Below are 23,918 nucleotides of genomic sequence, written 5' to 3' on the forward strand. Positions count from 1 at the left end.
CGGTCAAGGCGTCGCGCCCGGCACTCCCCACGCTCGGTGAGCGGGGGGTACCCCCAGGCCATACCCAACCGGGCCGAGCACACAAACCTGACAGGAAACGATGTCTGACGTTTCGCGACCTTCGCCGCCGGCGGCCTCCGTCGCCGCCGTGATTCCGGCCGCCGGACGGGGCGTACGCCTCGGCCCGGGCGCTCCCAAGGCGCTGCGCGCGCTGAACGGCACTCCCATGCTGGTCCACGCGGTACGCGCGATGGCCGCCTCCCGCGCCGTCTCCCTCGTGGTCGTGGTGGCGCCTCCGGAGGGGGCCGCCGAGGTGAGGTCGCTGCTCGACGCGCACGCGCTGCCCGAGCGGACCGACTTCCTGGTCGTCCCCGGCGGCGAGTCGCGGCAGGAGTCGGTGCGGCTCGGCCTCGTCGCGGTGCCGCCCGGCCACGACATCGTGCTGGTGCACGACGCCGCCCGCCCGCTGGTGCCGGTGGACACGGTCGACGCCGTGATCGACGCGGTGCGCGCCGGGGCGGCGGCCGTGGTCCCGGCGCTGCCGCTCGCCGACACCGTCAAGGAGGTCGAGCCGGCGGCCGTGCCCGGCGAGCCGGAGCCGGTGCTGGCCACGCCGTCGCGCGCGCGGCTGCGCGCGGTGCAGACGCCGCAGGGTTTCGCGCGGGCGACGCTGGCGCGGGCGCACGAGACGGTCACGGAGGACGTCACCGACGACGCGAGCATGGCCGAGCGGCTGGGCGTCCAGGTCGTCGTCGTGCCCGGGCACGAGGAGGCGTTCAAGGTGACCCGGCCGCTGGATCTGGTGCTCGCCGAGGCGGTGCTCGCGCGCAGGAGGCTCAACGATGGGTTCTGAGACGCCGGTGGTGTTGCCGCAGGTCGGTATCGGCACCGACATCCACGCCTTCGAGGAGGGCCGGGAGCTGTGGTGCGCCGGGCTGAAGTGGGAGGGCCAGGGGCCGGGGCTGGCCGGGCACTCCGACGCGGACGTGGTCGCGCACGCGGCGTGCAACGCGCTGTTCTCCGCAGCCGGACTCGGTGACCTCGGGCAGCACTTCGGGACCGGGCGGCCGGAGTGGTCCGGTGCCTCCGGGGTGACGCTGCTGACGGAGGCGGCGCGGATCGTGCGCGCGGCCGGGTTCCGGATCGGCAACGTCGCCGTGCAGGTCGTCGGCCCCCGGCCGAAGATCGGCAAGCGGCGCGACGAGGCGGAGAAGATCCTCTCCGAGGCGGTCGGGGCGCCGGTGTCGGTGTCCGGGGCCACCACCGACGGGCTGGGTTTCCCGGGCCGCGAGGAGGGCCTGATGGCGGTCGCCACGGCACTGGTGGTCCGTACCGCCTGACCGGAACCCCTGCAAACCCCCCGGACGGCGCACCGCACCGGCCGGGGACCACTACCCTGGAGTGGTGACTATTCGCCTGTACGACACCAGCGCCCGGCAGATCCGTGACTTCGCCCCGCTCAAGCCGGGTTGTGTCTCGATCTACCTGTGTGGTGCCACCGTGCAGGCCGCGCCGCACATCGGGCACATCCGGTCGGGCCTGAACTTCGACATCATGCGCCGCTGGTTCGCCCACCGCGGCTACGAGGTGACGTTCATCCGCAACGTCACCGACATCGACGACAAGATCATCGTCAAGTCCGCCGACCAGGGCCGCCCCTGGTGGGCGATCGGGTACGAGAACGAGCGCGCCTTCAACGACGGCTACAGCGTGCTCGGCTGCCTGCCGCCGACGTACGAGCCGCGGGCCACCGGGCACGTGACCGAGATGGTCGAGATGATGCGCGGGCTCATCGAGCGCGGGCACGCCTACGAGGCCGACGGCAACGTCTACTTCGACGTGAAGTCGTTCCCCGGGTACCTCCGGCTGTCCAACCAGGAGTTGGAGAACCTGCTCCAGCCCTCCGGCGAGGGCGAGACGGGCAAGAGGGACCCGCGGGACTTCGCGATGTGGAAGGCGGCCAAGCCGGGCGAGCCGAGCTGGGAGACGCCGTGGGGCCGCGGGCGGCCCGGCTGGCACCTGGAGTGCTCCGCCATGGCGCACAAGTACCTCGGCAGCGCCTTCGACATCCACGGCGGCGGTCTCGACCTGATCTTCCCGCACCACGAGAACGAGATCGCCCAGGCCAAGGCCTACGGCGACGAGTTCGCCCGGTACTGGGTGCACAACGCCTGGGTCACCATGAGCGGCGAGAAGATGTCCAAGTCGCTCGGCAACTCGGTGCTGGTGAGCGAGATGGTCAAGAAGTGGCGGCCCATCGTGCTCCGCTACTACCTGGGCACCCCGCACTACCGCTCGATGATCGAGTACAGCGAGGAGGCCCTGCGGGAGGCCGAATCCGCGTTCGCGCGGATCGAGGGCTTCGTGCAGCGCGTGGTGGAGCTGACCGGCGGCGTGGTGGAGCCGGCCGCCGACGTGCCGCCCGCCTTCGCCGAGGCGATGGACGACGACCTGGGCGTGCCGCAGGCGCTCGCCGTCGTGCACACCACCGTCCGGCAGGGCAACTCCGCGCTGGCCGCCGACGACAAGGAGGCCGCCGTGGCCAGGCTCGCCGAGGTGCGGGCCATGCTCGGCGTCCTGGGCCTCGACCCGCTCGACCCGCAGTGGGCCGGTGAGAACGACCGCGGCGAGGATCTGCACGGGGTCGTCGACAGCCTGGTGCGCCTGGTCCTGGACCAGCGCGAGTCGGCCCGCGCCCGCAAGGACTGGGCCACCGCGGACGCCATCCGCGACCAGCTGGGCCAGGCCGGCCTGGTCATCGAGGACAGCCCGCAGGGGCCGCGCTGGAGCCTCGGCTCCCGCTGACCTCGCCAAGATCGACTGTGCCGCCCGGGGCTCCGGGCGGCACACTTCATAGACGTACGTACGCAGTCGCCAAGTCGGCTGGAAGACACACGGAGACAGGTAGCTCATGGCCGCGAACAACCGTCGCATGTCCGGCAAGAAGGGCGCGCAGGTCGGCAGTGGCGGCCAGCGGCGCCGGGGCCTGGAGGGCAAGGGGCCGACGCCTCCTGCCGAGATGCGCAAGGGACACAAGAAGAACCGTCTCGCCGGCGCCAAGGCGAAGCAGGCCGCCCGTCGGCCCGTGCCGCGCGGCCGGGGCGGCAAGTCCGCCTCCGAGCTGGTCGTCGGGCGCAACCCGGTCGTCGAGGCGCTGCGCGAGGGCGTGCCCGCCTCGACGCTGTACGTCCAGCAGTTCATCGACAACGACGAGCGGGTCCGCGAGGCGCTGCAGCTGGCCGCCGAGCGCGGCGGCATCAACCTCATGGAGGCGCCGCGGCCCGAGCTGGACCGGATGACGAACGGGCTCAACCACCAGGGCCTGGTCCTCCAGGTGCCGCCCTACGAGTACGCCCACCCCGAGGACCTGCTGAACGCCGCCGCCGACGCGGGCGAGGACGCGCTGATCGTCGCCCTGGACGGGGTGACCGATCCGCGCAACCTGGGTGCTGTGGTGCGCTCCGTCTCCGCCTTCGGCGGGCACGGCGTGGTGGTGCCGGAGCGGCGCGCGGCCGGTATGACCGCCGGCGCGTGGAAGACGTCCGCCGGTACGGCCGCCCGTACGCCGGTCGCCCGGGCCACCAACCTGACGCGGGCGCTGGAGCAGTACCAGAAGGCCGGTGTCCTGGTCGTCGGGCTCGCCGCGGACGGCGAGGTCGAGCTGGGCGAGCTGGAGGCGCTGGCGGGTCCGGTCGTCATCGTCGTCGGCAGCGAGGGCAAGGGCCTGTCCCGCCTGGTCGGCGAGACGTGCGACTTCCGGGTGCGGATCCCGATGCCGGGCGGCGCCGAGTCGCTGAACGCCGGTGTCGCGGCGGGTGTCGTGCTCTACGAGGCGGCGCGCCGCCGGGCCTGAGCGGTGTGAACGGGTGTGCGGATTCCGCACCCGTACGGGGTAATCGGGGCTGTCCGGACGGGCTTGACGCGGTCCGGACAGATCCGGCGGGTCAAAGCAGTGTCCTAAGCAGACGTCACTCGGTTAGATGAGTGTGGACACCAGAACACCCCGCACACCCACGGGGGACCGCTCGTCGGGCTTCGACGACGCTCCCGCGCTGAGCATGGTGAAGGTGCCGAGCGATCCGGCGCAGATCATCGTCAATCACGCGAGCTTCCGCGTGCAGCTGGGCGCCTCCTCGCGACCCGCGCAATCCCCGCGGGTCGCACGGCACTTGACCGCCGGCGAGGACACCGCCCGCATCCCCGTCGTGGGCACGGCGGCGGGCAGAGCCGCCCCGGCCGGCGGCCGCCGCCGCCCGGTGGTCTGGAGCGGCAGGTCCGCCCCCGACGACACCGGCGCCCACCGCCTGCTCCAGGCCGTGCGCGGTGCGGGGGTCCGGCCCGCCGAGGAGGCCCCGGCCGACGCCGGAGCCACCCAGGTCATCCCGCGCGTCGACGTCGGCGGCTACGACGGGGACGGGTACGGCGCCGACGCCTACCTCGACCAGACCGTCGAGACACCGGTCGTCGGCCCCCAGCGCACCCCCGCCGACGCCGCCCGGCTGCTGCCGCACATGCGCACCGTCGAGGGGGCGTACGACGAACTCCCCTACGCGGAGCCGTCGTTCGACGACGACGAGGACACGGCAGCCGCCCGGACCGAGCCGCGCGGCAGGCGGCACGCCGACGACCCCGCGCGGCACGCCTACTTCCCCGGCCGCCGGATGAACCTCGGGGTCGTCCTGCTGCCGCTGCGGATCTTCCTCGGCTTCGTCTCCATCTACGCCGGCATGGGCAAGCTCTGCGACCCTGTCTACTTCGACGGCGGCAGCCGCGGCTCCATGGTGAAGTGGCTCAACACCCTGCACCCGTGGGAAGTCGCCGAGCCGCTGCGGCAGTTCGCCCTGGAGCACCCCGTCGGCTCCGGGCTCGTCATCGCCTTCGCCCAGGTCATCGTGGGCGTGCTGACCATCGCGGGCTGCTGGCAGCGGATCGCCGCGGTCGGCGGTGTGCTGCTGTCGGCCGCGCTGCTCGTCACGGTCAGCTGGAAGAGCGTCCCCGTCTACGACACGCCCGACATCATCTACCTCGCCGCCTGGTCGCCGCTGATCATCGCCGGTGCCCCGGTCTACTCCGTGGACGGGCGGCTCGCCGGGCTCGCCTGGCGGCGGCTCGGCCCGCGCGCCGACCTCTGGGACCTGCGCCGGTACGTGCTGCGCCGCGGCGCGCTGGTCACCGCGATCATCGTGGGCCTCACGCTGCTGGTCGGCTCGCTGCTGGGCGGTGCCGTCCGGGACGCCGACCGGGTGGTCGTCCCCGGCCCCGGCGAGCCGCCGCGCAACGAGCTGCCCGGCTCGCCGCTGCCGCAGGAGCCCGGCGAGCGCCGGGCCAGCACCAGCCCGTCGGCCGCCACCTCCTCGCCGACCCAGGGCGCCACCTCGGCCGCGCCCAGCGCGGGTGCCGCGACCCCGCCGGGGGCGGCCACCCAGGACGCCACCACCGGAGGCATGCCCAGCCAGACGCAGGGCACCGCCGGACAGGCGCCGCCGCAGCAGACCCAGCCGGCGCAGCAGGCGCCGAGCACCACCACCGGCCCGACCTCCAGCGGAGGCACCGCGACCGGCGGGACCGGGTCCTCGGGCGGCACCGGCGGGGGCGAGACCTCGTCCGGCCAGCCCGGACTGGTCGGCGGGCTGCTCGGGTAGCGGCTGCCGGGTACGACGACGGCGGGGCCCCGCGCACCATGCGCGGGGCCCCGCCGTCGTATGCGGGAAGCCGTCGTACGCCGTCAGCCGTCGTACGCCGTGACGGCCTCGTCGCCGCTGTGTCAGCGGCTCAGGGCGGCCAGTTCCTTCGCCGCCTCCGTGAGGTCCTTGGCGGTGTCGATGGCGCGCCAGTAGGCGCCGTGCGGGATGGGGAAGCCGGCCAGCCGGCGTTCGCGGGCCAGGTGCGGGAACGTGGTGCGCTCGTGGTCGCCGCGGCCGGGGAGCAGATCGGCGAAGCCGGGGGAGAAGACGTAGACGCCCGCGTTGATCTCGAAGGTCGACGGCGGAGACTCGATGAAGTCGGTGATGTGGCCGAAGCCGTCGGTGCGGACGGCGCCCCAGGGGATGCGCGGCCGGGCCAGGGCGAGGGTCGCGACGGCGTCCCGCTCGGTGTGGAAGTCGGCCATCTCGCGCAGCGAGAAACGGGTCCAGATGTCGCCGTTGGTGGCGTACCAGGGGCGGTCGGGGTGGGGCAGGTGGGCGGCGGCGTACTTGAGGCCGCCGCCGCGGCCGAGCGGTTCCTTCTCCACGACGGTGGTGACGGAGACCGGGATGTCGGCCGAGTCCAGCCAGTCCTTGAGGACGTCGGCGAGGTGGCCGCAGCTGACCACGACGTCGGTCACGCCCTCCTCGGCGAGCCAGGCGAGCTGATGACCGATGATCGGCGTCCCCGTGCCGGGGATCTCGACCATCGGCTTGGGCCGGTCGTCGGTGTAGGGGCGCAGCCGGGACCCCTGGCCGCCGGCGAGGATGACCGCCTGGACGGGGCGGGTCGCGGCGTTCGGATCAGTCATGGGTCGCACTGTACGCGGGCACCGGCGGGGGCGCCGGGACCGGCTGCCGGCTCAGGACCGCGGGCGCTGGGCTGCCGGCTCTGTGCCGTCGGCTCCGCGGCTGGGGCTGGGGCTGGGGTGCCGGGGGACGGCCCGTGACGGGGGACGGCCCGTGACGGGTCCGTGGCTCCCCCGACACGGGAGGGTCAGCCGTGGGCGGCCAGGACGCCTGAGGCGAAGGAGGTGTCGCAGACCGGGCGGGCGTAGGACTGGGCGCGGGTCGGGCCGTAGGCGGCCACCGCGGCGCGGCCGAGGGCACGGGCGATGGAGACGCAGTGCCGGGCGAGCGAGGGGCGTTCGTTCACGGCCTCCTGGAGGTGGGTGAGGGCGACGCCCGGGTTCTTCCGCTGCAGCTCGGTCAGCAGCTCGTCGCGCAGCAGCTCGTGGGCGGCCTTGCGGTGGGCGCGGGTGGAGGCGTCGGCGGCGGTGACGTCCGAGGCGGCGAGCACGGAGCCCTCGGGGTTCCCCGACCAGTTGACGTGCGTCACCGCGAGGGTCCCGGAGAGCACCAGGACGACGGGCAGTACGAGGGCGAGGGAGCGGCCGATCCGGCGGGCGGGGCCCCGGCCGCGTCGCGTCTGTGGGGTGGTGGAGTGCTTCACGTTCTGGAGGGTAGCGCCCGGTAATGATTTGGCGACATTTGGTCACCGGTTCGGGGGATGGGAAGGTGCCGTTTTCGGGGTAGCGGGTTGACGCACGCTGCTCGAAATGTGCGGGTGTGCCGGGGTATCCGCGGACAGCGAAGAGGGCCCCGCGGCGGTCCGCGGGGCCCTCTTCGTCAACCGGTGGAGTTCCGGGTGTTTCCGGTGTTTCAGTCCGACAGGCGGGCGCCGGTCGAGGTGGAGAAGACGTGCGTCTCGCCGGAGCGCGGGACGACGTGCAGCTGGCTGCCCTTCTCCGGGACCTCACGGCCGCCGACGCGGACCACGATGTCCTTGGTCTCGCCGCCGACCGTGGCGGAGCCGTAGACGTACGCGTCGGAGCCCAGCTCCTCGACGACGTTCACGGTGACCGCGACACCGAGGTCGGAGTCGGGACCGGCGACGTCGAAGTGCTCGGGGCGGACACCGACGGTGACCGTCTTGTCGGTGGCGGCGGAGAGCGCGTCACGCTGGACCGGCACGACCGAGTTGCCGAACTTCACACCGCCGTCGGTGATCGGCACCTCGATGAGGTTCATGGCAGGCGAGCCGATGAAGCCGGCGACGAAGAGGTTCGCGGGCTTGTCGTACATGTTGCGCGGGGTGTCGACCTGCTGGAGCAGACCGTCCTTCAGGACCGCGACGCGGTCACCCATCGTCAGCGCCTCGACCTGGTCGTGGGTGACGTAGACGGTGGTGATGCCGAGGCGGCGCTGGAGCGAGGCGATCTGCGTACGGGTCGACACGCGGAGCTTGGCGTCGAGGTTCGACAGCGGCTCGTCCATGAGGAAGACCTGCGGCTCACGCACGATGGCGCGGCCCATCGCCACACGCTGACGCTGACCGCCGGAGAGCGCCTTCGGCTTGCGGTCCAGGTACTCGGTGAGGTCGAGGATCTTCGCGGCCTCCTCGACCTTCTGCCGGATCTCCGCCTTGTTGACGCCGGCGATCTTGAGCGCGAAGCCCATGTTGTCGGCGACCGTCATGTGCGGGTAGAGGGCGTAGTTCTGGAACACCATGGCGATGTCCCGGTCCTTGGGCGGCAGGTGAGTGACGTCGCGGTCGCCGATGCGGATCGCGCCGCCGTTGACGTCCTCCAGGCCGGCGAGCATGCGCAGGGAGGTGGACTTGCCGCAGCCGGACGGGCCGACCAGGACGAGGAACTCGCCGTCCGCGATCTCGATGTCGAGGGCGTCGACGGCGGGCTTGGTCGAACCCGGGTAGACACGGGTCGCCTTGTCGAACGTAACAGTGGCCATGGTGAATGGGCCCCCTTCTACCGGCAGGAACGTGCCGGACGATCCGTTGTAGGAAGGTGGTTGGTGTAGTCCACACGAGTGAACTGGGTCAGGACGGTACCTGGCGTTCACCCGATCTGTCAGTACTCCGAGTGCTGTGAACTTCGCGGAAATTTTCGACGGGGCCCCGCGAGAGCTGGGTACACTGCACGGGCACCCGCGTCGCGCGGGGCTCGCCTCCTTAGCTCAGCTGGTCAGAGCGCCGCTCTTGTAAAGCGAAGGTCGTCGGTTCGAATCCGACAGGGGGCTCTGACGCTGGACAGCGCGAACGCCCCGGCCGGTGATCCGGCCGGGGCGTTCGGCATTCCGGTCTCGGCCGACCGGGCCACCGCACGGATCACCGGGTCAGGCGTGGCAGGCCGGCAGGCCGCCGTGGAGGTCGACCATCTCGCGGAAGGACGCCATCACGTCCAGCGGTGCCCCGGGCGGCAGGCCCTCCAGTTCGGCGTAGGCCCGGTGCAGGTTGCCGACCAGGCGTTCGCTGTCCAGGAGGCGGGCGAAGGGGCCCGGGTCGGTGGTGCGGGCGACCTCGCGGGCCGGGCGGCCGTCGGCGAGGCCGCGTCGGGCGAGGTCCTTCAGCCAGCGCAGGTACGCCTCGGTCTCGTCGAACAGCTCCGGGCCGCCGGGGGCGCCGTGGCCCGGTACGACCACCCGGGGGCGCAGGGCGCGCAGTTCGTCGAGGGCGCGCAGCGAGCCGTCCACCGAGCCCATCAGGACGTACGGGGTGACCCCCGACCACACGAGGTCGCCGGCGAACAGCACCCGCCGCTCCGGCACCCACGCCACCACGTCGCCCGCGGTGTGCGCGGGGGCGAGAGCGAGCAGTTCCACGGTCGGTCCGCCCGTGCGCAGGGTCAGGCCGTCGTGGAAGGTCAGGGTGGGCAGGGCCACGTCGACGGTGCCCCAGGCGACGTCCGGCCACAGCCCGCACAGGGCCAGTCCCGCGGCCTCGGCGTCCGCGCGGGTGCGCTCGTGGGCGACGATCGTGGCGCGCGGCAGGAACAGGGCGTTGCCGAAGGTGTGGTCGCCGTGGAAGTGGGTGTTGACGACGTGGTCCGGGCCGTCCGGCGCGTGCCGCCGTACCGCGGCGCGCAGCGCGCGGGAGCGGTGCTCGGTCGCCGCGGTGTCCACCAGGACCGCGCCGGTGGCGCCGGCCACCAGTCCCGCGTTGTTCAGGCACCAGCCGCCCGGGGGCTGGAGGTAGGCGTGGACCTGGTCGGCGATCTCCTCCAGGGCGGGCGGGGCGAGGTGTCGGGCCGCTGCGGACGGCGGCGCTGTGGTCACGGGTCCTCCGGGTGCTGTGGGTCGGTCGGCAGGGACGGCGAGTGCATGCGGGGCTCGGGCCGGGGCTCGGGCCGGTGGTTCAGTGCCTGCTCTCCGCGTACGCCGCCCTGTGCGCCTTCGCCTGTGCCTCCGCGTATGCCTTCGCGTGGGTCAGCGTCGTCAGGCTGTTGGTGCCGAGTGCCGTGCGCAGGTGTGCGCGGGCGTCGGCCACGGTGGCGTCGGGGCCCAGGATCCCGGCGACGGCCGCGGCGTCCACCGTGACGGTGTGCCGGGAGGTGGCCCGGGTGCCCGTCGGGGTCTCGGTGAAGGTCCAGACGCCGGTGTGCAGGGTCATCAGCGCGGGCAGCGTGACCTGCTTGTAGACGATCCGGTCGGACGGGAACGTGACGCGGTACGACTTGGTGAGGTGGATGGTGCCGTCCTTGGCCCTGCTGTCCATCTCCAGGGTCTGGAGTCCCGGGGTGTCCTCCGAGAAGCGGACGGAGGCCACGTGCGGCAGCCGCTCCGGCCAGCGGTCGGCCTGGTCGACGAAGTCGTACGCGTCCTTGGCGGAGCCGGCGATCTCCACGCCGTCCTCGAAGGAGAAGGTGAGGTCAGCGGCGGCGTGGGCGTGCTCGACGCCGGTGCGCAGGGCGGCCAGTTCGGTGCGGGAGTTGCGGTCGACGGCCTCGTCGATCCAGGCGAGGCTCGCCGGGTCGTCGTCGACGGCCCGGTAGTCGTGCAGCAGCCGGATCCGGGCGGAGGTCTCGGACAGCGGCTCGACGATCCAGGCGCCGCCCATGGCGGCGATCGGCGGGGCGGAGACCTCCTGGCGGAAGGTGATCCGCAGGCCCCGGGGGTCGAGGGTGCGGCGCGAGGTCCAGTTCTTCGCCTCGCCGCCGGCGGTGGCCCAGATGCGGATGCGCTCCTCGCCCTCGGCGCGTTCCAGGTGGTCGACGTGGAGCGTGGGAGGGAAGATCCGCGGCCAGTTCTCGACCTCGGCGAGCAGCCGGTAGACGGCCGCCGCCGGGGCGGCGACGGTGATGTCGTGCTCGACGTGGCGTGTGGTCATGGGGACCTCCTCGGAGAAGACGGTCCGGGCGCCGGTGGCCGGGACGCCGGACAGTCGGCCAGAGCGGCCTCAAGGGAAGCTCGATTCCGGCCCGCGGCCGGGCGGGCTCACCGGCCGCATGAATTCCTCACGCGTGTGGTGTGAACGCGTCGCTGCCGAAGGCGCTTTCCGTGGCCGCATAATCAGGCTCAGCGTGCGAACGGGCCGGGGGCGGAGCCGCATGGCCGGAGTCCTTGTCTGCGCCCCGAGGAGGTCCGTTGACCGTGAAGAAGACCCGCACGGACGAGACCGCCGTACGCGTGCATCACCTGTGGTCCCTGGGCGAGGACGTGGCCGTGCGGTGGGACGACGAGGGCCGGGCGCTGGTGCTGAGCGGCCCGCTGGGCATCGAGCGGGTGGAGGATCCGGCCCCGGTGGTGGCGGAGGCGCTGCGCCGGATGGAGCTGGGGCCGGTGCTGCTCGCCAATCTGGAGACGGCCGACGCGGACGGCGCCGAGGGCGGTGACACCTATGTGGTGCTGCTGCCGGTGCTGCGGCGGCTGTCGCATCTGGTGACCCGCACGCTCGGTCTCGAGGATCTGCGCGGCCCCCTGCTGTCGGTGGTGCCGATCGGGCGGACGGCGTGCTTCTCGCTGGTGCGGCTGCCGGCGCAGCGGGCGGTGCATCTGCCGGCCGGGGCGACGATCACGGTCGCCGAGGCCGAGTTCTCGGTGCAGCCGCGGGGCGCGCAGTACCGGGTGGTGATCCACCGCCCGGAGGCGATGTGGGTGGTGTCGCTGCTGGCCTGGCCGGTGACCCCGCAGGCGGTGGTGGAGGCGCTGCCGCTGCCCGCCGAGGTGACGCGGGAGATCCTCGGCTATCTCGCGGGCGCGGGGGCCGTCGTCGCCGTGCCGTGACGGACCGCCGGGCTCAGACGGGTCACAGCAGCCAGCCGGACTCCCGGGCGATGCGGATGGCGTCGACCCGGTTGCGGGCGTTGAGCTTGGTGACCGCCGTGGTGAGGTAGTTGCGCACGGTGCCGGTCGACAGGTGCAGGCGTTCGGCGATCTCCTGGGGTTCGGTGCCCTGGGCCGCCAGTTGCAGCACCTCGGTCTCGCGGGTCGTCAGCGGGCTCTCGCTGCCGCCCCAGGCGGCCATGGCGAGCTGCGGGTCGATGACCCGCTGGCCGGAGCTGACCCGGCGGACGGCGTGCGCGAGGTCGCCGGGCGGGGCGTCCTTGAGGAGGTAGCCGGAGACGTGCGCGGCCATGGCGCGGCGCAGGGTGCCCGGGCGGCCCAGGCTGGTGAGGATGAGCGTTCTGCACTCGGGCAGCCGCTCGTGCAGCAGTTCCGCCGCGCTGAGTCCGTCCAGGCCGGGCAGGTCGATGTCGATGATGGCGACGTCGGGCCGGTGTTCGCGGGCGGCGGCCAGGATCTGGTCACCGCGTTCCAGTTCGACGACCACCTTCAGATCGTCCTCGAGATCCAGCAGGGCCACCAGCGCACCGCGGACCATGTGCATGTCCTCGGCCAGCAGGATGCGTATCATCTCCCGTTCCCCCGTCACGAAATGGCGGAATCCTGGCGGAGTCCGTCTGCGGATCCTACCCAAGTGCCGCCGCAAATGGGCTAGTTGAGGACCCGTGGAATCCGGTTCCGAGCAGGCAGCGGGCCCTTCACGCGACGTTCTCGGACGGAGGGAACGGTTCCTCGTCGGGGCGGCGCAGCAGCTTCGTGGCGGCTGGATCGATGCGCTCGACGATCGGCACGCGCGCGCTCAGCCGGAACTGGTCGGTGCCGTGCCGGCCGGCGGAGCGGTCCACGGTCAGCTCGCCGCCGAGGGACTCCAGCCGCAGCCCGAGGTTGCCCAGTCCGCTGCCGCTGTGCGGGGACCGGTCCTGGTAGCCGGAGACCAGGCCGTCGTTGAGGATCGTGAGGTGCAGCGAGCTGTCCTCGACCCGCACGGAGATCCGGCAGTACGTCGCCTTGGTGTGCCGGAGCAGATTGGTGACGCCCTCGCGGACGACCGTCGCCAGCACCGTGGAGGTCTGTGCCCCGAGCCGGCCGGCCGAGTCGACCGTGCCGAACGAGTCGTCGACGTCCACCTCGACCGACACCTCCGCGGCGGCCAGCACCGACTGCGCGGAGGCGAGTTCGGCGGTGAGCGACATCTCGCGGTAGCCGCTGGCCACCCGGCGCACGTCGGCCAGTGCCTGGCGGGAGATGAGCAGCACCTCGTCGACCTCCTCGCGGGCCCGGCCGGGATGGGCGGGGATGAGGCGGTGGATCAGCTCGTTCTTGAGGGTGATCGCGGAGAGGCTGTAGCCGAGCAGGTCGTGCAGGTCCCGGGAGAAGCGCAGCTGCTCCTTGGTGACGGCCATCCGGGCCAGGTCGGCGCGGGCCCGGTGGACCTCGCCGACCAGGCTCTCCATCCGGGTCAGGCCGTAGACGACCAGTCCGGTCAGGGCGGTGGTCTGGCACATGTACACCAGGTCGATGACTCCGCGGTCGTCCCTGATGCCGGGGATCAGCAGGCTGAGCGCGGTCAGCCCGTAGAGCGTCCAGCCCGTGCGCGCCGGGAGCAGGAGCAGCAGGGAGCCCGCGAAGAAGCCCGCCATGGCGCCCCAGGACAGGCCGAACCAGATCAGCGGCAGATACGACAGCACGCCCTGCGCGGTCAGGGTGAGCACCTTGCGGGGGGTGGGCGCGTCCCGGGCGCAGGGTGACGAGTGGACGAGCTGGAGCAGGAACACCAGGACCAGACAGCCGAGCCCGACGGACAGGTGGTAGGCGTCCGGGCGGGCGGACAGCAGGTTGAGAACGGTGATCCCGAGGTAACACAGAAGCGCTGCCACCAGGATGCCGCGGGCGGTTCTGGTGGCAGCGGTACTGCGGTCCGGTGGTACGGAAGGCGCAGCAGACGTGCTCTGGTCAGTCGTGTCCATCCCCGTGCACGAGCCTCTTCTCGTGTCGCGACTGTTATGAACGTCCGGCGGCCATACTAGGCAGGAATCAAGACCACCGGTGAGAGATCCGTGCAGGGATTCGACTCGGCCGGACCCGGCGGAAATCTCCGCCTCACACGAAGAGCGGGACCGGGTTCAGCTCCTCGTACGGCGTCGGAGCGGCCCGTCGGCCCAGCCGCACCGGCACGTCGAAGAGCCGGCCGGGCGCGTACCGGGCCCAGAAGTGGCGCAGTCCCGGCACGATCACCTTGACCACCGGGAGCCCGACGTCGGGGCGGGTCTGGTCGAGCACCAGCAGTTCCATGCCCTTGCCGCGGACGAGTTCGGTCACCGCGGTGACGTCGTCGCGGAGGTCGCCGCGCGCAACGTACCGCCAGGAGGCGGGAGTCCGGGCCGGCAGCCGCGGATCGGGCGCGAGGTAGGGCTGGTTGGCGACGGTGGCCCGCTGCCACCAGCGCACCGGCAGCGGATCGGTGATGCCGTAGCCGCGGCCGGGGTCCGCGCCACCGACCGCGGGCAGCAGCTGGCCCATCTCCATCAGCGCCCGGCGCAGTGCGAGCGCCGGGTCGAAGTGGGCGCCGAAGCCGAAGATGATGTCCTCGGCCGGTCCTTCGGTGCGCCGGGACAGCGCCACCACCGCGGGGATGCCGAGGTCGGTGGTCAGGTCCAGGGCCCAGATCTCCCGGCCGATCCGGCGGTAGCCGTCGCGCAGCCGGGCGATGTAGGGCTCGTCGAAGGAGTCCAGGTCGATGCCGGGCTGGGCGGTGCGGTTGTACCACCACAGGGCCACCGCGTCCCGCTCGACCAGTTCCAGGAATCCCTGGAGCAGGGCGTCCTCCGGGCTGCTGCCGGCCGCGTTGCCGTTGGAGTCGGCGTACGGCCCGTGCGGGGCCGGGGCGCCGGAGGGGAAGTACAGCATCGAGGTGGGCAGCAGCCGGTGGCGTCCGCCGGTCAGCGACCACACCGGGGTCCACTCCACCGGCCGGTCCTCGTCGAAGGGCTCGGGCACGTGGTGGAAGGGTGAGCCGGAGCGGTTCCAGCGGTCCCGCTCGCGGAACTGCCGCTCGGCGTACAGCTGGCAGTCGTTGGGGTGGATCGCCGCCTCGCCGAGCGCGCGGTGGCTGTCGACGACTACAGGTTCGTCGCCGTGCCGGGTGCCGCTGTAGCGCTCCACCGCCTCGCACAGCGCGCTGGTGCGGGCCTCCGCCTCGGTGCGGCCCTTGCCGCCGCTGAGCGAGCGCAGTCCGGCGCGGGTCCCGGCCGGTCCGCCCATCGCCAGGTTGCGGCCCGACAGGTAGGCGGCCGAGAAGTCGGGTGAGCCGGGGGCGCGGCGCAGTTCGGGCACGATGCCGGTGACCGGGCTGACCAGGTGGCCGTAGCGCTCCAGCAGCTGGTCGGCGGTGAGCGCGCGGTGTCCGCCGCCGTCCAGAGCGGCCTTGGGCCGGGAGACGGGGACGAACGGGGCGCGCACCTGGCGGGCCATCAGCTGGGGGTCGCCGCAGGACGGGCACTGGGGGACGCGGGCCACCGCGTGCGCGTGGGTGCGCAGGGTGAGGGTGTCCAGGGTGTGCAGGGCGCCCTGTTCGGTGTGGCGCAGTCCGGCGAGCCACTTGGCGGCCTCCAGGACGGCGGTCTGTACGGCGACGGCGCGGCCGGCGGGCAGTGAGGCGGCCGGGCGGCTGAGCGGCCGGTCCAGGCCGAGGGCCTGCTGCAGGCTGCCCTCGTAGCTGCGGTGGCGGCGCAGCCGGGAGGCCAGACAGGTCCAGCAGGGGCCGTCGGACGGCTGGAAGAACGGGCCGATCCACGGTTCGGCGCCGCACAGCCGGGCGAGCAGCCAGGGCCGGCCCGCGGCGCGCTGGGCGGCGTCCACCTCGGCCAGTTCGGGGCTCAGGTAGTCGTCGCACAGCACCAGGGTGAGGTCGGCCGCGGTGTCGGTGACCGTGAGGCCGGACTCCCGCCCGGCCCGCAGGACCGGGCCGGCGTCCACTCCGGGCAGGGCCAGGACGCGCAGCCGGGAGCCGGCGAGGCCGGCGGTGGCGCGGGCGTCGTCGAGGCCCGCGAGGGTCCAGTAGGCCTCGGCGGCCGGGTCGCCGGGGGCGGCGGGGTCCCGCGGGTGCCGGGGGCGGAAGCGCAGCAGCCCGGCCCGGGTGAGGGCCCGCAGGGACTCTTCCGTCTCGTCGGCGGTGAGGGCGGGGGAGGCCAGGCGGCGGATCTCGGCGAGTGAGCGGGTGCCGTCGAGCAGCGGGACCAGCACCTCGGCGCTGGCGCCGTGCAGGGCGGTGACTCCGCGCCGCGACACCAGGTAGGTCGCGTCGCCGGGAACGGTCGCCGGGTGCAGATGGGGCTTGAAGCCCACGAGCGCCGAGTCGTCGGCCGGCGTGACGAGGCCGGGGCCCCGGTCGTGCCTCCCTCTGACGGTCATATCCAGGAGCCTCCCGCGGCGGGGGCGGCCTGGGCGCCGACGGTCGCCGGGGCGGCGCCGCCGGGGCCGGCGCAGAAGGTGAAGGCGGTCTCGGCCTGGGCGTCCACGGTGACCGGGGCGGCGCCGCCGGGGCCGGCGCAGAAGGTGAAGGCCACCTCGGCGGCCGGGCCCTCGGCGCAGAAGGTGAAGAGCGCGGTGCTGCCGGTGCTGTGGTCGAGGTGCTCGACCACGAGGAGCGGACCTGCGGGACGTGCGTGGGTGGTTCCCATCGGATTCGTTCCCCCGTCGTCGTGTCGGGTGGTGCTCCAACGACGAGAATTCTTCCCAGGGCAGAGAATCACGCACAGTGTTCGCGTCATGGGCGGCGGGTGAAGTTATCACGCCATCCGGAAACGGTCCCTACGGTCGGATAGTGTGACTGTACCCGCTCAAAGCGGACTCTCACCTACCACTTTCTCGCCAGGAGGCCCGCTCCCGCAGCGGCTCCCACCAGGCCCGGTTGTCCCGGTACCACCGCACCGTCTCGGCGAGCCCGGCGGCGAAGTCCTTGCGGGGCTCGTAGCCCAGCTCGCGGCGGATCTTGGAGCAGTCCACCGAGTAGCGGCGGTCATGACCCTTACGGTCGGTCACGTACTCGACGCTCTCCCAGCCCGCGCCGCAGGCCTCCAGCAGCAGCGCGGTCAGCTCCTTGTTGGACAGTTCCGTACCGCCGCCGATGTTGTAGATCTCGCCCGGCCGGCCAGCGGTGCGCACCAGCTCGATGCCCCGCACATGGTCGTCGATGTGCAGCCAGTCCCGGACGTTGCCGCCGTCGCCGTAGAGCGGGACCTTGCGGCCGTCGAGGAGGTTGGTGATGAACAGCGGGATGACCTTCTCCGGGAAGTGGTGGTGCCCGTAGTTGTTGGAGCAGCGGGTCACCCGGACGTCCAGGCCGTGGGTGCGGTGGTAGGACAGCGCGATCAGGTCGCTGGACGCCTTGGCCGCCGAGTACGGCGAGTTGGGCGCCAGCGGGTCCGTCTCCGGCCAGGAGCCCACCTCGATCGAGCCGTACACCTCGTCGGTGGAGATGTGCACGAAGGTCTGCACCCCCGCCCGGTGGGCGGCGTCGACCAGGGTGTGGGTGCCGACGACGTTGGTGCGGACGAACTCGGCGCCGCCGTCGATCGAGCGGTCCACGTGGGACTCGGCCGCGAAGTGCACCACCTGGTCGTGCTCGGCCATCAGCCCGGCGACCAGCTCCGCGTCGCAGATGTCGCCCCGCACGAAGGCGAAGCCGGGATGGTCGCGGACCTCGTCGAGGTTGGCCAGGTTGCCGGCGTAGGTCAGCTTGTCCAGCACGGTCACCGTGACGTCGCCGGGGCCCTCGGGGCCCAGCACGGTGCGGACGTAGTGGGAGCCGATGAAGCCGGCCCCGCCGGTCACCAGGATGCGGGTGGGGGAGGTCATGACGGTATCCGTACCTCACTGTGGTCGGCGGGGGTCGGGCGGGCGGTGTAGCGGTTGCCGGGCAGCGGGTGTCCGGCGTAGCGGTTCATCGCGACGATCGACTCGCTCAGGTCCTCGTAGCCCAGTTCGCGGTAGAGGGGCGCGCCCTGGCGGGAGGCGAAGAGGCTCACCCGGTCGCAGCCCAGGGCGAGGAAACGCTCGGTCATGTGGTGCGTCAGGCCGCCGCCGATGCCGCGGCGGCGGTACTCGGGCAGCGTGGACACCGCGATGACGTACCCGGCGACCGTCGCCGGGGACTCCGGGCTCGGGAAACGCGGCCGGACCTCGCCGGTCGCCGCGCCCACCACGGTGTCGCCGTCCAGCGCCACATAGGCGTGGAAGCCCGGGTCGTGGGCGAGCCGCTCGGCGGTGTGCTCCTCGCAGGCCTTCATCCAGTCGGTGGGGTGCGGCCCGTTGATCGTGTCGTGCATGACCCGCCGCAACTCGGTCAGGACGGCCGCGTCGGCGACGGTCGCGGGGCGTATCGGCAGCATGGGGTGGACTCCTTCCGGGGGTACGGGCGCCGTCCGCGAGGGGGTGCCGGTGGTGGGTGCCGGGCCGGGCGCCGGCAGGCGTCCGTGCCGCGGTCCGCGGCCCCGGCGGGCAGGCGGCGTGCCGGCCCGCCGGGGAGCGCGGCCTCGGGACGGGGCGGTCCCGGCGGGATCGCGTCAGGCCGCGAAGGCCGTCGGCAGGCCCGCCGCGCGGGACGCGACCTCCTTGACGTACGTGCCGTAGGCCGTGCCCGCCATCTCCTCGCCCAGGCGCAGGCACTGCTCGGGGGTGATGAAGCCCCGGTTGAGGGCCACCTCCTCCACACAGGCGATCCACTCGCCCTGGCGCTGCTCGACGAGCTGGACGTACTGGCCGGCCTGGAGGAGGGAGTCGTGCGTGCCCATGTCCAGCCAGGCGAAGCCGCGCCCCAGTTCGGTCAGCCGGGCCCGGCCCTGTTCCAGGTAGGCCTTGTTGACGTCGGTGATCTCCAGCTCGCCACGCGCCGACGGCGTGAGGTTCTTGGCGATGCCGACGACGTCGCTGTCGTACATGTACAGGCCGGTCACCGCGAGGTTGGAGCGCGGCGCGGCCGGCTTCTCCTCCAGCGACAGCAGCCTGCCGTCGGCGTCGATCTCGCCGATCCCGTACCGCTGCGGATCGCCGACCCGGTAGCCGAACAGCCCGCAGCCGTCGAGGCCCCGCACCGCGTCGTCGAGGAGCACCGAGAAGCGCGGGCCGTGGAAGATGTTGTCGCCGAGCACCAGCGCGACCTGCTCGTCCCCGATGAAGTCCGCCCCGATGAGCAGCGCCTCGGCGATGCCGCGCGGCTCGTCCTGCTCGGCGTAGGAGATGTCCAGGCCGAGCCGGGAGCCGTCGCCGAGCAGGGTGCGGAAGCTGTCGGAGTGGTCGCGGGAGGAGATCAGCAGGATGTCCCGGATGCCGGCCAGCATCAGCACGGACAGCGGGTAGTAGATCATCGGCTTGTCGTAGACCGGCAGGATCTGCTTGGACAGCGCCCCGGTCAGCGGACGCAGCCGGGTGCCGCTGCCGCCCGCGAGGATGATGCCCTTCATCTCAGCCACCGCCCTGCCGGCGCTCGATCTCCAGGCTGAGCGCGTAGTCGGGGAGCAGACCCTGCTCCTTCGCCTCGGCGAGGGTCGGGGCCACCGTGTCGCGCTCGGAGTAGATCGGCGTGACGTCCTTCGGGACGGGCAGGTCCAGCGCCGGGTCGGTGACCGAGATCGCCAGCTCGTGCTCGGCGACATAGCTGCTGGTGACCATGTACGACATCACCGTGTCGTCCTCCAGCGCGATGAAGGCGTGCCCGAGGCCGACCGGGAAGTACATCGCGCGGAAGTCGTTCTGGTCCATCAGCACCGCGTCCCACTGCCCGAAGGTGGGCGAGCCGACGCGGATGTCCACGACGATGTCGAGGGCCGAACCCTTCGGGCAGTACACGTACTTGGCGCAGCCGGGCGGGGTGAGCGTGTAGTGCACACCGCGCACCACACCCCTCCTGGACCGGCTGTGGTTGGTCTGCTGCACCGGGAACTGCCGGTGCCCGGTGGCCTCGGTGAACGCCGGTCCCTGGAACGGCGAGAGGAACAGCCCGCGCTCGTCGGGGAAGACGTTCGGGGTGAACTCCAGCGCTCCGGCGACGGCCAGTTCGCGCACCTTCATCACAGCACCTCCCGGATGGCGGCGATGACCTTGTCCTGGAGACCGGGGTCGAGGGCCGGGTACATCGGCAGCGAGAAGATCTCCTCGGCCAGCCTCTCGGTGACCGGCAGCGAGCCCTTGCCGTACCCGAGGTGCGCGAAGCCCGTCATGGTGTGCACCGGCCACGGGTAGCTGATGTTCAGGCTGATGTCGTACGCCTTCAGCGCCTCGATGATGCGGTCCCGCTCGGGGTGGCGGACCACGTACACGTAGTAGACGTGGGTGTTGCCCTCGTTGACCTTCGGCAGGATCAGTTCCGTGTCGCCGAGGCCCTCCTGGTAGCGCCGGGCGACCTCCTGGCGGCCGGCCACATAGGCGTCCAGGCGGGTCAGCTTGCGGCGCAGGATCTCGGCCTGCACCTCGTCCAGCCGGCTGTTGTGGGCCGGCGTCTGGACCGTGTAGTAGACCTTCTCCATGCCGTAGTAGCGCAGCTTGCGCAGGGCGGCGTCGATGTCGTCGCGGGAGGTGACGACCGCGCCGCCGTCGCCGTACGCGCCCAGCACCTTCGTCGGGTAGAAGGAGAACGCCGCGGCGTCGCCGGTGGTGCCCGCGAGCCGGCCGTGCTGCCGGGCGCCGTGCGCCTGGGCGCAGTCCTCCAGCAGGGCCAGGCCGTGCTTGTCGGCGATGGCCTTCAGCGCGGGCAGGTCCACGATCTGGCCGTACAGGTGGACCGGCAGCAGCGCCTTGGTGCGCGGCGTGATGGCGGCCTCGACCTGGGAGACGTCGATGAGGTAGTCGTCCTCGTCGATGTCGACGAAGACCGGCGTGGCGCCGGTGCCGTCGATGGCGATGACGGTGGGCGCCGCGGTGTTGGACACCGTGATCACCTCGTCGCCGGGGCCGACGCCCAGCGCCTGGAGGGCGAGCTTGAGGGCGTTGGTGCCGTTGTCGACGCCGACGGCGTGACCGGCTCCGTGCCAGGCGGCGAACTCCTCCTCGAACCCCTTGACGCTCTCGCCCAGCACCAGCTGGCCGGAGGAGAAGACCTTCTCCACGGCGTCGAGGATGTCCTCGCGCTCGCTGTGGTATTCGGGCAGGTAGTCCCATACGTAGGTGGTCATGCACGTTCCTTCTCGTGTTGTCGGCTCCGCCGGAACCGGGGAGCGTCGCCGGGAAAAGCGCCGACCGTCAGGTCAGCGGTCGTGCCGTGCGGGAGCGTCCGCGAGGGTGGCCACCGTGCGCGCCAGGCCCTCGTCGAGGCCGACCGCGGGCTGCCAGCCGGTGGCCGCGCGGAACGCGGCGGAGTCGATGGTCACGCTGCGGAAGTCGGTCTCCGGCGCGTGCGCGGGCGGCGTCACGGAGACCACCGGCACCGGGTCGGCGCCGGTGCGGTCCGCCGCGAGACGGGCCACCGTGCGGAACACGTCGCCCAGCGCGTCGCCCCGGCCCGCCCCCAGCGGCCAGGCCCGTCCGGCCAGTTCCTCCGGGTGGTCGAGGGCGGCGGCGAACGCGGCGGCGATGTCGGCGATGTGCACCAGGTCGCGGCGGACCGTGCCGTCGTGCCACAGCGTGATCTCCTGGCCCGCCAGCGCCCGGCGGACCATCGCCGCGACCACCCCGCGGTCCGCGGTGCCCGGCACGGTGCCCTCGCCGAAGACGGTCGGCAGCCGCAGCGACACCCCGCGCACCAGGCCGGCCTCGCTCGCCGCGAGCAGCAGCCGCTCGGCGGCCAGCTTCTGCTCGTCGTAGACCGTGCCCGGCGCGTCCGGCTCGGTGCCGTCCAGCGGTTCCCGCGGCGGCACCCCGACCTGCGAGGCGGCGCCCGCGTAGACGACCAGCGGCGGCCGGCCGGTGTCGCCGGCCACCTCCAGCAGGTCCCGCATCACTCCTACGTTGACCCGCTCGCCGCCCGGCTCCTCGGCCGCCCGCCAGCCGCCCTCGCAGAGCAGTACGTGGATCACCGCGTCCGCGCCCTTCACGGCCGCGGCGAGCGCGTCCCGGTCGGTGAGGTCGGCGGTGACCACCTCGACGTGGGCGCGCGCGCCCTCCGGCACGGCGGCGGGACGGCGGGCCACCGCCCGCACCGCGAGGTCCCGGCCGGCCAGCGCGGCGAGCACCGCCGAGCCGACGAAGCCGGTGGCTCCGAGGATCACGACCAGCGGGCGGCCGGTGTCCGGGTTCGCTGTCATGCGGTGCCTCCCTGCGGCGGTACGGCGGTGGGGTCGGAGGTGGGGTCGGGGGTGGCGGACAACTTCGTCATGGACTCGCTCCTTACGACGGGGCTCGCACGCCGGAAGCCGACTGCGGTGCACGCCCAGCCGATGATGCTGCGCCCCGATCGGGCGCCGACGGAGCAGCGCTGGAGGCGGAGCGGGGCCCCAAGTCGCCGGTGGGCGCACCGGATCGGGCGGCTCGACCGGGTCTTGAGCGGCATTTCCTAGCCTCGGCCCATGCACTCGTGCCCCCGCTACGCCGGTTGCTGGTCGGCAGGCGAGCGACGAACGGGCCGCCCCCCACGGTGAAGTCGGAAGGAACCTGCATGAGTACCGTCAACACGGCCGGAGGCGACCTGGCCCCGGGCCGGAAGTCGCCGGGCACGGCCATCCTGGTCACCGGCGTGACCGCGTTCATGGCCGGTCTCGACAATCTCGTCGTCGTGACCGCGCTGCCCACCATCCGCGAGGAGCTGGGCGGCAGCCTCCAGGACCTGGAGTGGACGATCAACGCGTACACCCTGTCCTTCGCCGTGCTGATGATGCTCGGCGCGGCGCTGGGTGACCGCTTCGGACGGCGCCGCATGTTCGTCGCGGGCCTGCTGCTGTTCACCGCGGCCTCCGCCGCCGCGGCCGTCGCCCCGGGGGTCGGCGAGCTGATCGCGGCCCGCGCGGTGCAGGGCGCGGGCGCCGCCCTCGTCATGCCGCTGTCCCTGACCCTGCTCACGGCCGCCGTGCCGCCGGAGAAGCGCGGTGGCGCGCTCGGCATCTACGGGGCGCTCAACGGCCTCGCCGTGGCCGGCGGCCCGCTGGTAGGCGGGGTCGTGGTGGAGCAGCTGTCCTGGCAGTGGATCTTCTGGATCAATGTGCCGGTGGGGCTGCTGCTCGCGCCGGTCGCGCTGCGCGGGCTCGCCGAGAGCAAGGGCGCGAACGACCGCCTCGACATGGTCGGCACGGCACTGGTCAGCCTCGGTATGTTCGGCCTCGTCTACGGCATGATCAAGGCCGCCGAGGACGGCTGGGGCCACAGCTCGGTGCTGGCGACGCTGGCCGCGGGTCTCCTGGTGGTCGCGCTGTTCGTGGTCTGGGAGCGGCGCACCAGTGCGCCGATGCTGCCGATGCGGATGTTCGGCAACCGGGCGTTCACCGCCATCAACAGCGGTGGTCTGCTGATGAGCGTCGGCATGTACGGCGTCATCTTCCTCATCACCCAGTTCATGCAGAACATCCAGCAGCTGTCGCCGACGGAGGCGGGCGTGCGGATGCTCGCCTGGACCGCCATGCCGATGCTGGTGGCCCCGGTCGCGGGCATCGTCTCCGACCGCATCGGCGGCCGGCCGGTGGTGGTGCTGGGCCTGGCGCTGATGTCCGCCGGGTTCGGGTACTGGGCGCTCACCATGAGCCCCGACGTGTCCTACGTCGCCCAGCTGCCCGGCTACCTCCTCGGCGGTGTCGGCGTGGCCTGCTTCTTCGCGCCGCTGCTCAACCTGACCATGACCTCCGTCGACGTCCACGAACAGGGCATCGCCTCCGGCACCACCTCCGCCACCCGTGAACTCGGCGCCGCGCTCGGTGTCGCCGCCCTGGCCGGCGTCTTCACCAGCCAGGGTGGCTACGGCTCGCCCCAGCAGTTCGTCGACGGCTTCGTGCCCGCGCTGTGGATCGGTTCGGCGGCCGTCGCGCTCGCCGCGGTCGTGATGGCCTTCGCCGTGCGGCCGCGGCCGGAGGGCGCCGCGGCCGGCGCCCCGGCGGCCGGCACGACCGCCGGTGAGCCGGCCGAGAACGCGCCGCGCGAGGCGACCACCGCCGCGCACTGACATCCCACCAGGCCACCCGGCCTGTCGCCGGCCCCACGGGACGCCTCCCGCGGGGCCGGCGCCCACCTGCATCGCCT

The 23,918-nt window shown here is 72.9% G+C and carries 22 protein-coding genes and 1 tRNA gene; 8 read left to right on the forward strand and 15 right to left on the reverse strand.

What is annotated here, in order from left to right; genetic code table 11:
* Positions 1-100 precede the first annotated feature (100 nt).
* The 5 genes from ispD (at position 101) to ABT232_RS24260 (ending at position 5,642) form a co-directional block, all read left to right on the forward strand.
* Positions 101-853, forward strand: coding sequence for a 2-C-methyl-D-erythritol 4-phosphate cytidylyltransferase (gene ispD / locus ABT232_RS24240; protein ID WP_351843277.1), 753 nt, complete (start codon positions 101-103; stop codon positions 851-853).
* The gene (ispF, locus tag ABT232_RS24245) at positions 843-1,340 is read left to right on the forward strand and encodes a 2-C-methyl-D-erythritol 2,4-cyclodiphosphate synthase (protein ID WP_351843279.1); all 498 of its coding nucleotides are present in this window, start codon (positions 843-845) and stop codon (positions 1,338-1,340) included. Before ispD ends, ispF begins: the two co-directional genes overlap by 11 nt.
* Positions 1,341-1,404: 64 nt before the next feature.
* Entirely contained in the window at positions 1,405-2,805 is a 1,401-nt protein-coding gene (gene cysS / locus ABT232_RS24250) for a cysteine--tRNA ligase (RefSeq protein WP_351843281.1), read from the forward strand.
* A gap of 106 nt (positions 2,806-2,911) precedes the next feature.
* Complete coding sequence (gene rlmB, locus ABT232_RS24255; protein WP_351843283.1) at positions 2,912-3,853, forward strand: 23S rRNA (guanosine(2251)-2'-O)-methyltransferase RlmB; 942 nt, start codon at positions 2,912-2,914, stop codon at positions 3,851-3,853.
* A 127-nt stretch (positions 3,854-3,980) separates the two neighbouring features.
* Entirely contained in the window at positions 3,981-5,642 is a 1,662-nt protein-coding gene (locus ABT232_RS24260; protein WP_351843285.1) for a DoxX family protein, read from the forward strand.
* 122 nt (positions 5,643-5,764) lie between these two features.
* Here the strand turns inward: ABT232_RS24260 and ABT232_RS24265 are convergent, their stop codons facing one another.
* The 3 genes from ABT232_RS24265 to ABT232_RS24275 form a co-directional block, all read right to left on the reverse strand.
* On the reverse strand, positions 5,765-6,496 hold the full coding sequence (locus tag ABT232_RS24265) for a nucleotidyltransferase family protein (RefSeq protein WP_351843287.1): 732 nt from the start codon (positions 6,494-6,496) through the stop codon (positions 5,765-5,767).
* A gap of 185 nt (positions 6,497-6,681) precedes the next feature.
* The gene (locus ABT232_RS24270) at positions 6,682-7,137 is read right to left on the reverse strand and encodes a hypothetical protein (RefSeq protein WP_351843289.1); all 456 of its coding nucleotides are present in this window, start codon (positions 7,135-7,137) and stop codon (positions 6,682-6,684) included.
* 209 nt (positions 7,138-7,346) lie between these two features.
* Entirely contained in the window at positions 7,347-8,435 is a 1,089-nt protein-coding gene (locus ABT232_RS24275) for an ABC transporter ATP-binding protein (RefSeq protein ID WP_351843291.1), read from the reverse strand.
* A gap of 214 nt (positions 8,436-8,649) precedes the next feature.
* On the opposite strand from ABT232_RS24275, the gene ABT232_RS24280 reads away from it, so the two are divergent.
* Positions 8,650-8,723, forward strand: a tRNA-Thr gene (locus ABT232_RS24280).
* A 96-nt stretch (positions 8,724-8,819) separates the two neighbouring features.
* Here the strand turns inward: ABT232_RS24280 and ABT232_RS24285 are convergent.
* On the reverse strand, positions 8,820-9,758 hold the full coding sequence (locus tag ABT232_RS24285) for an MBL fold metallo-hydrolase (RefSeq protein ID WP_351843293.1): 939 nt from the start codon (positions 9,756-9,758) through the stop codon (positions 8,820-8,822).
* A gap of 79 nt (positions 9,759-9,837) precedes the next feature.
* A complete protein-coding gene (locus ABT232_RS24290) occupies positions 9,838-10,809 on the reverse strand; it encodes an aromatase/cyclase (protein ID WP_351843295.1) in 972 nt (323 codons plus the stop codon).
* Positions 10,810-11,066: 257 nt separating this feature from the next.
* Between ABT232_RS24290 and ABT232_RS24295 the strand changes: the two genes are divergently transcribed.
* Positions 11,067-11,705 (forward strand): NADH oxidase, encoded by a 639-nt coding sequence (locus ABT232_RS24295; RefSeq protein WP_351843297.1) that lies wholly within the window; start codon positions 11,067-11,069, stop codon positions 11,703-11,705.
* Positions 11,706-11,727: 22 nt separating this feature from the next.
* On the opposite strand, the gene ABT232_RS24300 is transcribed toward ABT232_RS24295, so the two are convergent.
* The 10 genes from ABT232_RS24300 to ABT232_RS24345 all read right to left on the reverse strand — a co-directional run bounded on the left by ABT232_RS24300 (position 11,728) and on the right by ABT232_RS24345 (position 22,000).
* Positions 11,728-12,336 carry a response regulator transcription factor gene (locus ABT232_RS24300; protein WP_351843299.1) on the reverse strand — a complete coding sequence of 203 codons (609 nt, stop codon included), beginning with the start codon at positions 12,334-12,336 and terminating at the stop codon, positions 11,728-11,730.
* Positions 12,337-12,463: 127 nt separating this feature from the next.
* Positions 12,464-13,642 carry a sensor histidine kinase gene (locus tag ABT232_RS24305; RefSeq protein ID WP_351843301.1) on the reverse strand — a complete coding sequence of 393 codons (1,179 nt, stop codon included), beginning with the start codon at positions 13,640-13,642 and terminating at the stop codon, positions 12,464-12,466.
* 223 nt (positions 13,643-13,865) lie between these two features.
* The gene (locus tag ABT232_RS24310; protein ID WP_351843303.1) at positions 13,866-16,175 is read right to left on the reverse strand and encodes a TOMM precursor leader peptide-binding protein; all 2,310 of its coding nucleotides are present in this window, start codon (positions 16,173-16,175) and stop codon (positions 13,866-13,868) included.
* On the reverse strand, positions 16,172-16,444 hold the full coding sequence (locus tag ABT232_RS24315) for a hypothetical protein (RefSeq protein ID WP_351843305.1): 273 nt from the start codon (positions 16,442-16,444) through the stop codon (positions 16,172-16,174). The genes ABT232_RS24310 and ABT232_RS24315 overlap by 4 nt, the downstream gene beginning before the upstream one ends.
* 172 nt (positions 16,445-16,616) lie before the next feature.
* Positions 16,617-17,621 (reverse strand): dTDP-glucose 4,6-dehydratase, encoded by a 1,005-nt coding sequence (gene rfbB / locus ABT232_RS24320; protein WP_351843307.1) that lies wholly within the window; start codon positions 17,619-17,621, stop codon positions 16,617-16,619.
* Entirely contained in the window at positions 17,618-18,154 is a 537-nt protein-coding gene (locus ABT232_RS24325; RefSeq protein ID WP_351843309.1) for a GNAT family N-acetyltransferase, read from the reverse strand. Before ABT232_RS24325 ends, rfbB begins: the two co-directional genes overlap by 4 nt.
* Before the next feature lie 174 nt (positions 18,155-18,328).
* Positions 18,329-19,225: a glucose-1-phosphate thymidylyltransferase RfbA gene (rfbA, locus tag ABT232_RS24330; protein ID WP_351843311.1), complete on the reverse strand. Its 897-nt coding sequence runs from the start codon at positions 19,223-19,225 to the stop codon at positions 18,329-18,331.
* 1 nt (position 19,226) lies between these two features.
* A complete protein-coding gene (locus tag ABT232_RS24335) occupies positions 19,227-19,832 on the reverse strand; it encodes a dTDP-4-dehydrorhamnose 3,5-epimerase family protein (protein ID WP_351843313.1) in 606 nt (201 codons plus the stop codon).
* Entirely contained in the window at positions 19,832-20,932 is a 1,101-nt protein-coding gene (locus ABT232_RS24340) for a DegT/DnrJ/EryC1/StrS family aminotransferase (protein WP_351843315.1), read from the reverse strand. The genes ABT232_RS24335 and ABT232_RS24340 overlap by 1 nt, the downstream gene beginning before the upstream one ends.
* Positions 20,933-21,004: 72 nt before the next feature.
* The gene (locus tag ABT232_RS24345) at positions 21,005-22,000 is read right to left on the reverse strand and encodes an SDR family oxidoreductase (RefSeq protein WP_351843317.1); all 996 of its coding nucleotides are present in this window, start codon (positions 21,998-22,000) and stop codon (positions 21,005-21,007) included.
* A gap of 350 nt (positions 22,001-22,350) precedes the next feature.
* On the opposite strand from ABT232_RS24345, the gene ABT232_RS24350 reads away from it, so the two are divergent.
* Positions 22,351-23,841 (forward strand): DHA2 family efflux MFS transporter permease subunit, encoded by a 1,491-nt coding sequence (locus tag ABT232_RS24350; RefSeq protein WP_351843319.1) that lies wholly within the window; start codon positions 22,351-22,353, stop codon positions 23,839-23,841.
* Positions 23,842-23,918: the final 77 nt, after the last annotated feature.

This window comes from Streptomyces sp. NPDC001532, from assembly GCF_040298625.1.
Taxonomy (GTDB): Bacteria; Actinomycetota; Actinomycetes; order Streptomycetales; family Streptomycetaceae; genus Streptomyces.

Coding starts and splice junctions, on each gene's coding strand:
- ispD (WP_351843277.1), top strand. CDS start 101: ATGTCTGACGTTTCGCGACCTTCGCCGCCGGCGGCCTCCGTCGCCGCC.
- ispF (WP_351843279.1), top strand. CDS start 843: ATGGGTTCTGAGACGCCGGTGGTGTTGCCGCAGGTCGGTATCGGCACC.
- rlmB (WP_351843283.1), top strand. CDS start 2,912: ATGGCCGCGAACAACCGTCGCATGTCCGGCAAGAAGGGCGCGCAGGTC.
- ABT232_RS24260 (WP_351843285.1), top strand. CDS start 3,981: ATGAGTGTGGACACCAGAACACCCCGCACACCCACGGGGGACCGCTCG.
- ABT232_RS24265 (WP_351843287.1), bottom strand. CDS start 6,496: ATGACTGATCCGAACGCCGCGACCCGCCCCGTCCAGGCGGTCATCCTC.
- ABT232_RS24275 (WP_351843291.1), bottom strand. CDS start 8,435: ATGGCCACTGTTACGTTCGACAAGGCGACCCGTGTCTACCCGGGTTCG.
- ABT232_RS24290 (WP_351843295.1), bottom strand. CDS start 10,809: ATGACCACACGCCACGTCGAGCACGACATCACCGTCGCCGCCCCGGCG.
- ABT232_RS24300 (WP_351843299.1), bottom strand. CDS start 12,336: ATGATACGCATCCTGCTGGCCGAGGACATGCACATGGTCCGCGGTGCG.
- ABT232_RS24310 (WP_351843303.1), bottom strand. CDS start 16,175: ATGACCGTCAGAGGGAGGCACGACCGGGGCCCCGGCCTCGTCACGCCG.
- ABT232_RS24315 (WP_351843305.1), bottom strand. CDS start 16,444: ATGGGAACCACCCACGCACGTCCCGCAGGTCCGCTCCTCGTGGTCGAG.
- rfbB (WP_351843307.1), bottom strand. CDS start 17,621: ATGACCTCCCCCACCCGCATCCTGGTGACCGGCGGGGCCGGCTTCATC.
- ABT232_RS24325 (WP_351843309.1), bottom strand. CDS start 18,154: ATGCTGCCGATACGCCCCGCGACCGTCGCCGACGCGGCCGTCCTGACC.
- rfbA (WP_351843311.1), bottom strand. CDS start 19,225: ATGAAGGGCATCATCCTCGCGGGCGGCAGCGGCACCCGGCTGCGTCCG.
- ABT232_RS24335 (WP_351843313.1), bottom strand. CDS start 19,832: ATGAAGGTGCGCGAACTGGCCGTCGCCGGAGCGCTGGAGTTCACCCCG.
- ABT232_RS24340 (WP_351843315.1), bottom strand. CDS start 20,932: ATGACCACCTACGTATGGGACTACCTGCCCGAATACCACAGCGAGCGC.
- ABT232_RS24345 (WP_351843317.1), bottom strand. CDS start 22,000: ATGACAGCGAACCCGGACACCGGCCGCCCGCTGGTCGTGATCCTCGGA.
- ABT232_RS24350 (WP_351843319.1), top strand. CDS start 22,351: ATGAGTACCGTCAACACGGCCGGAGGCGACCTGGCCCCGGGCCGGAAG.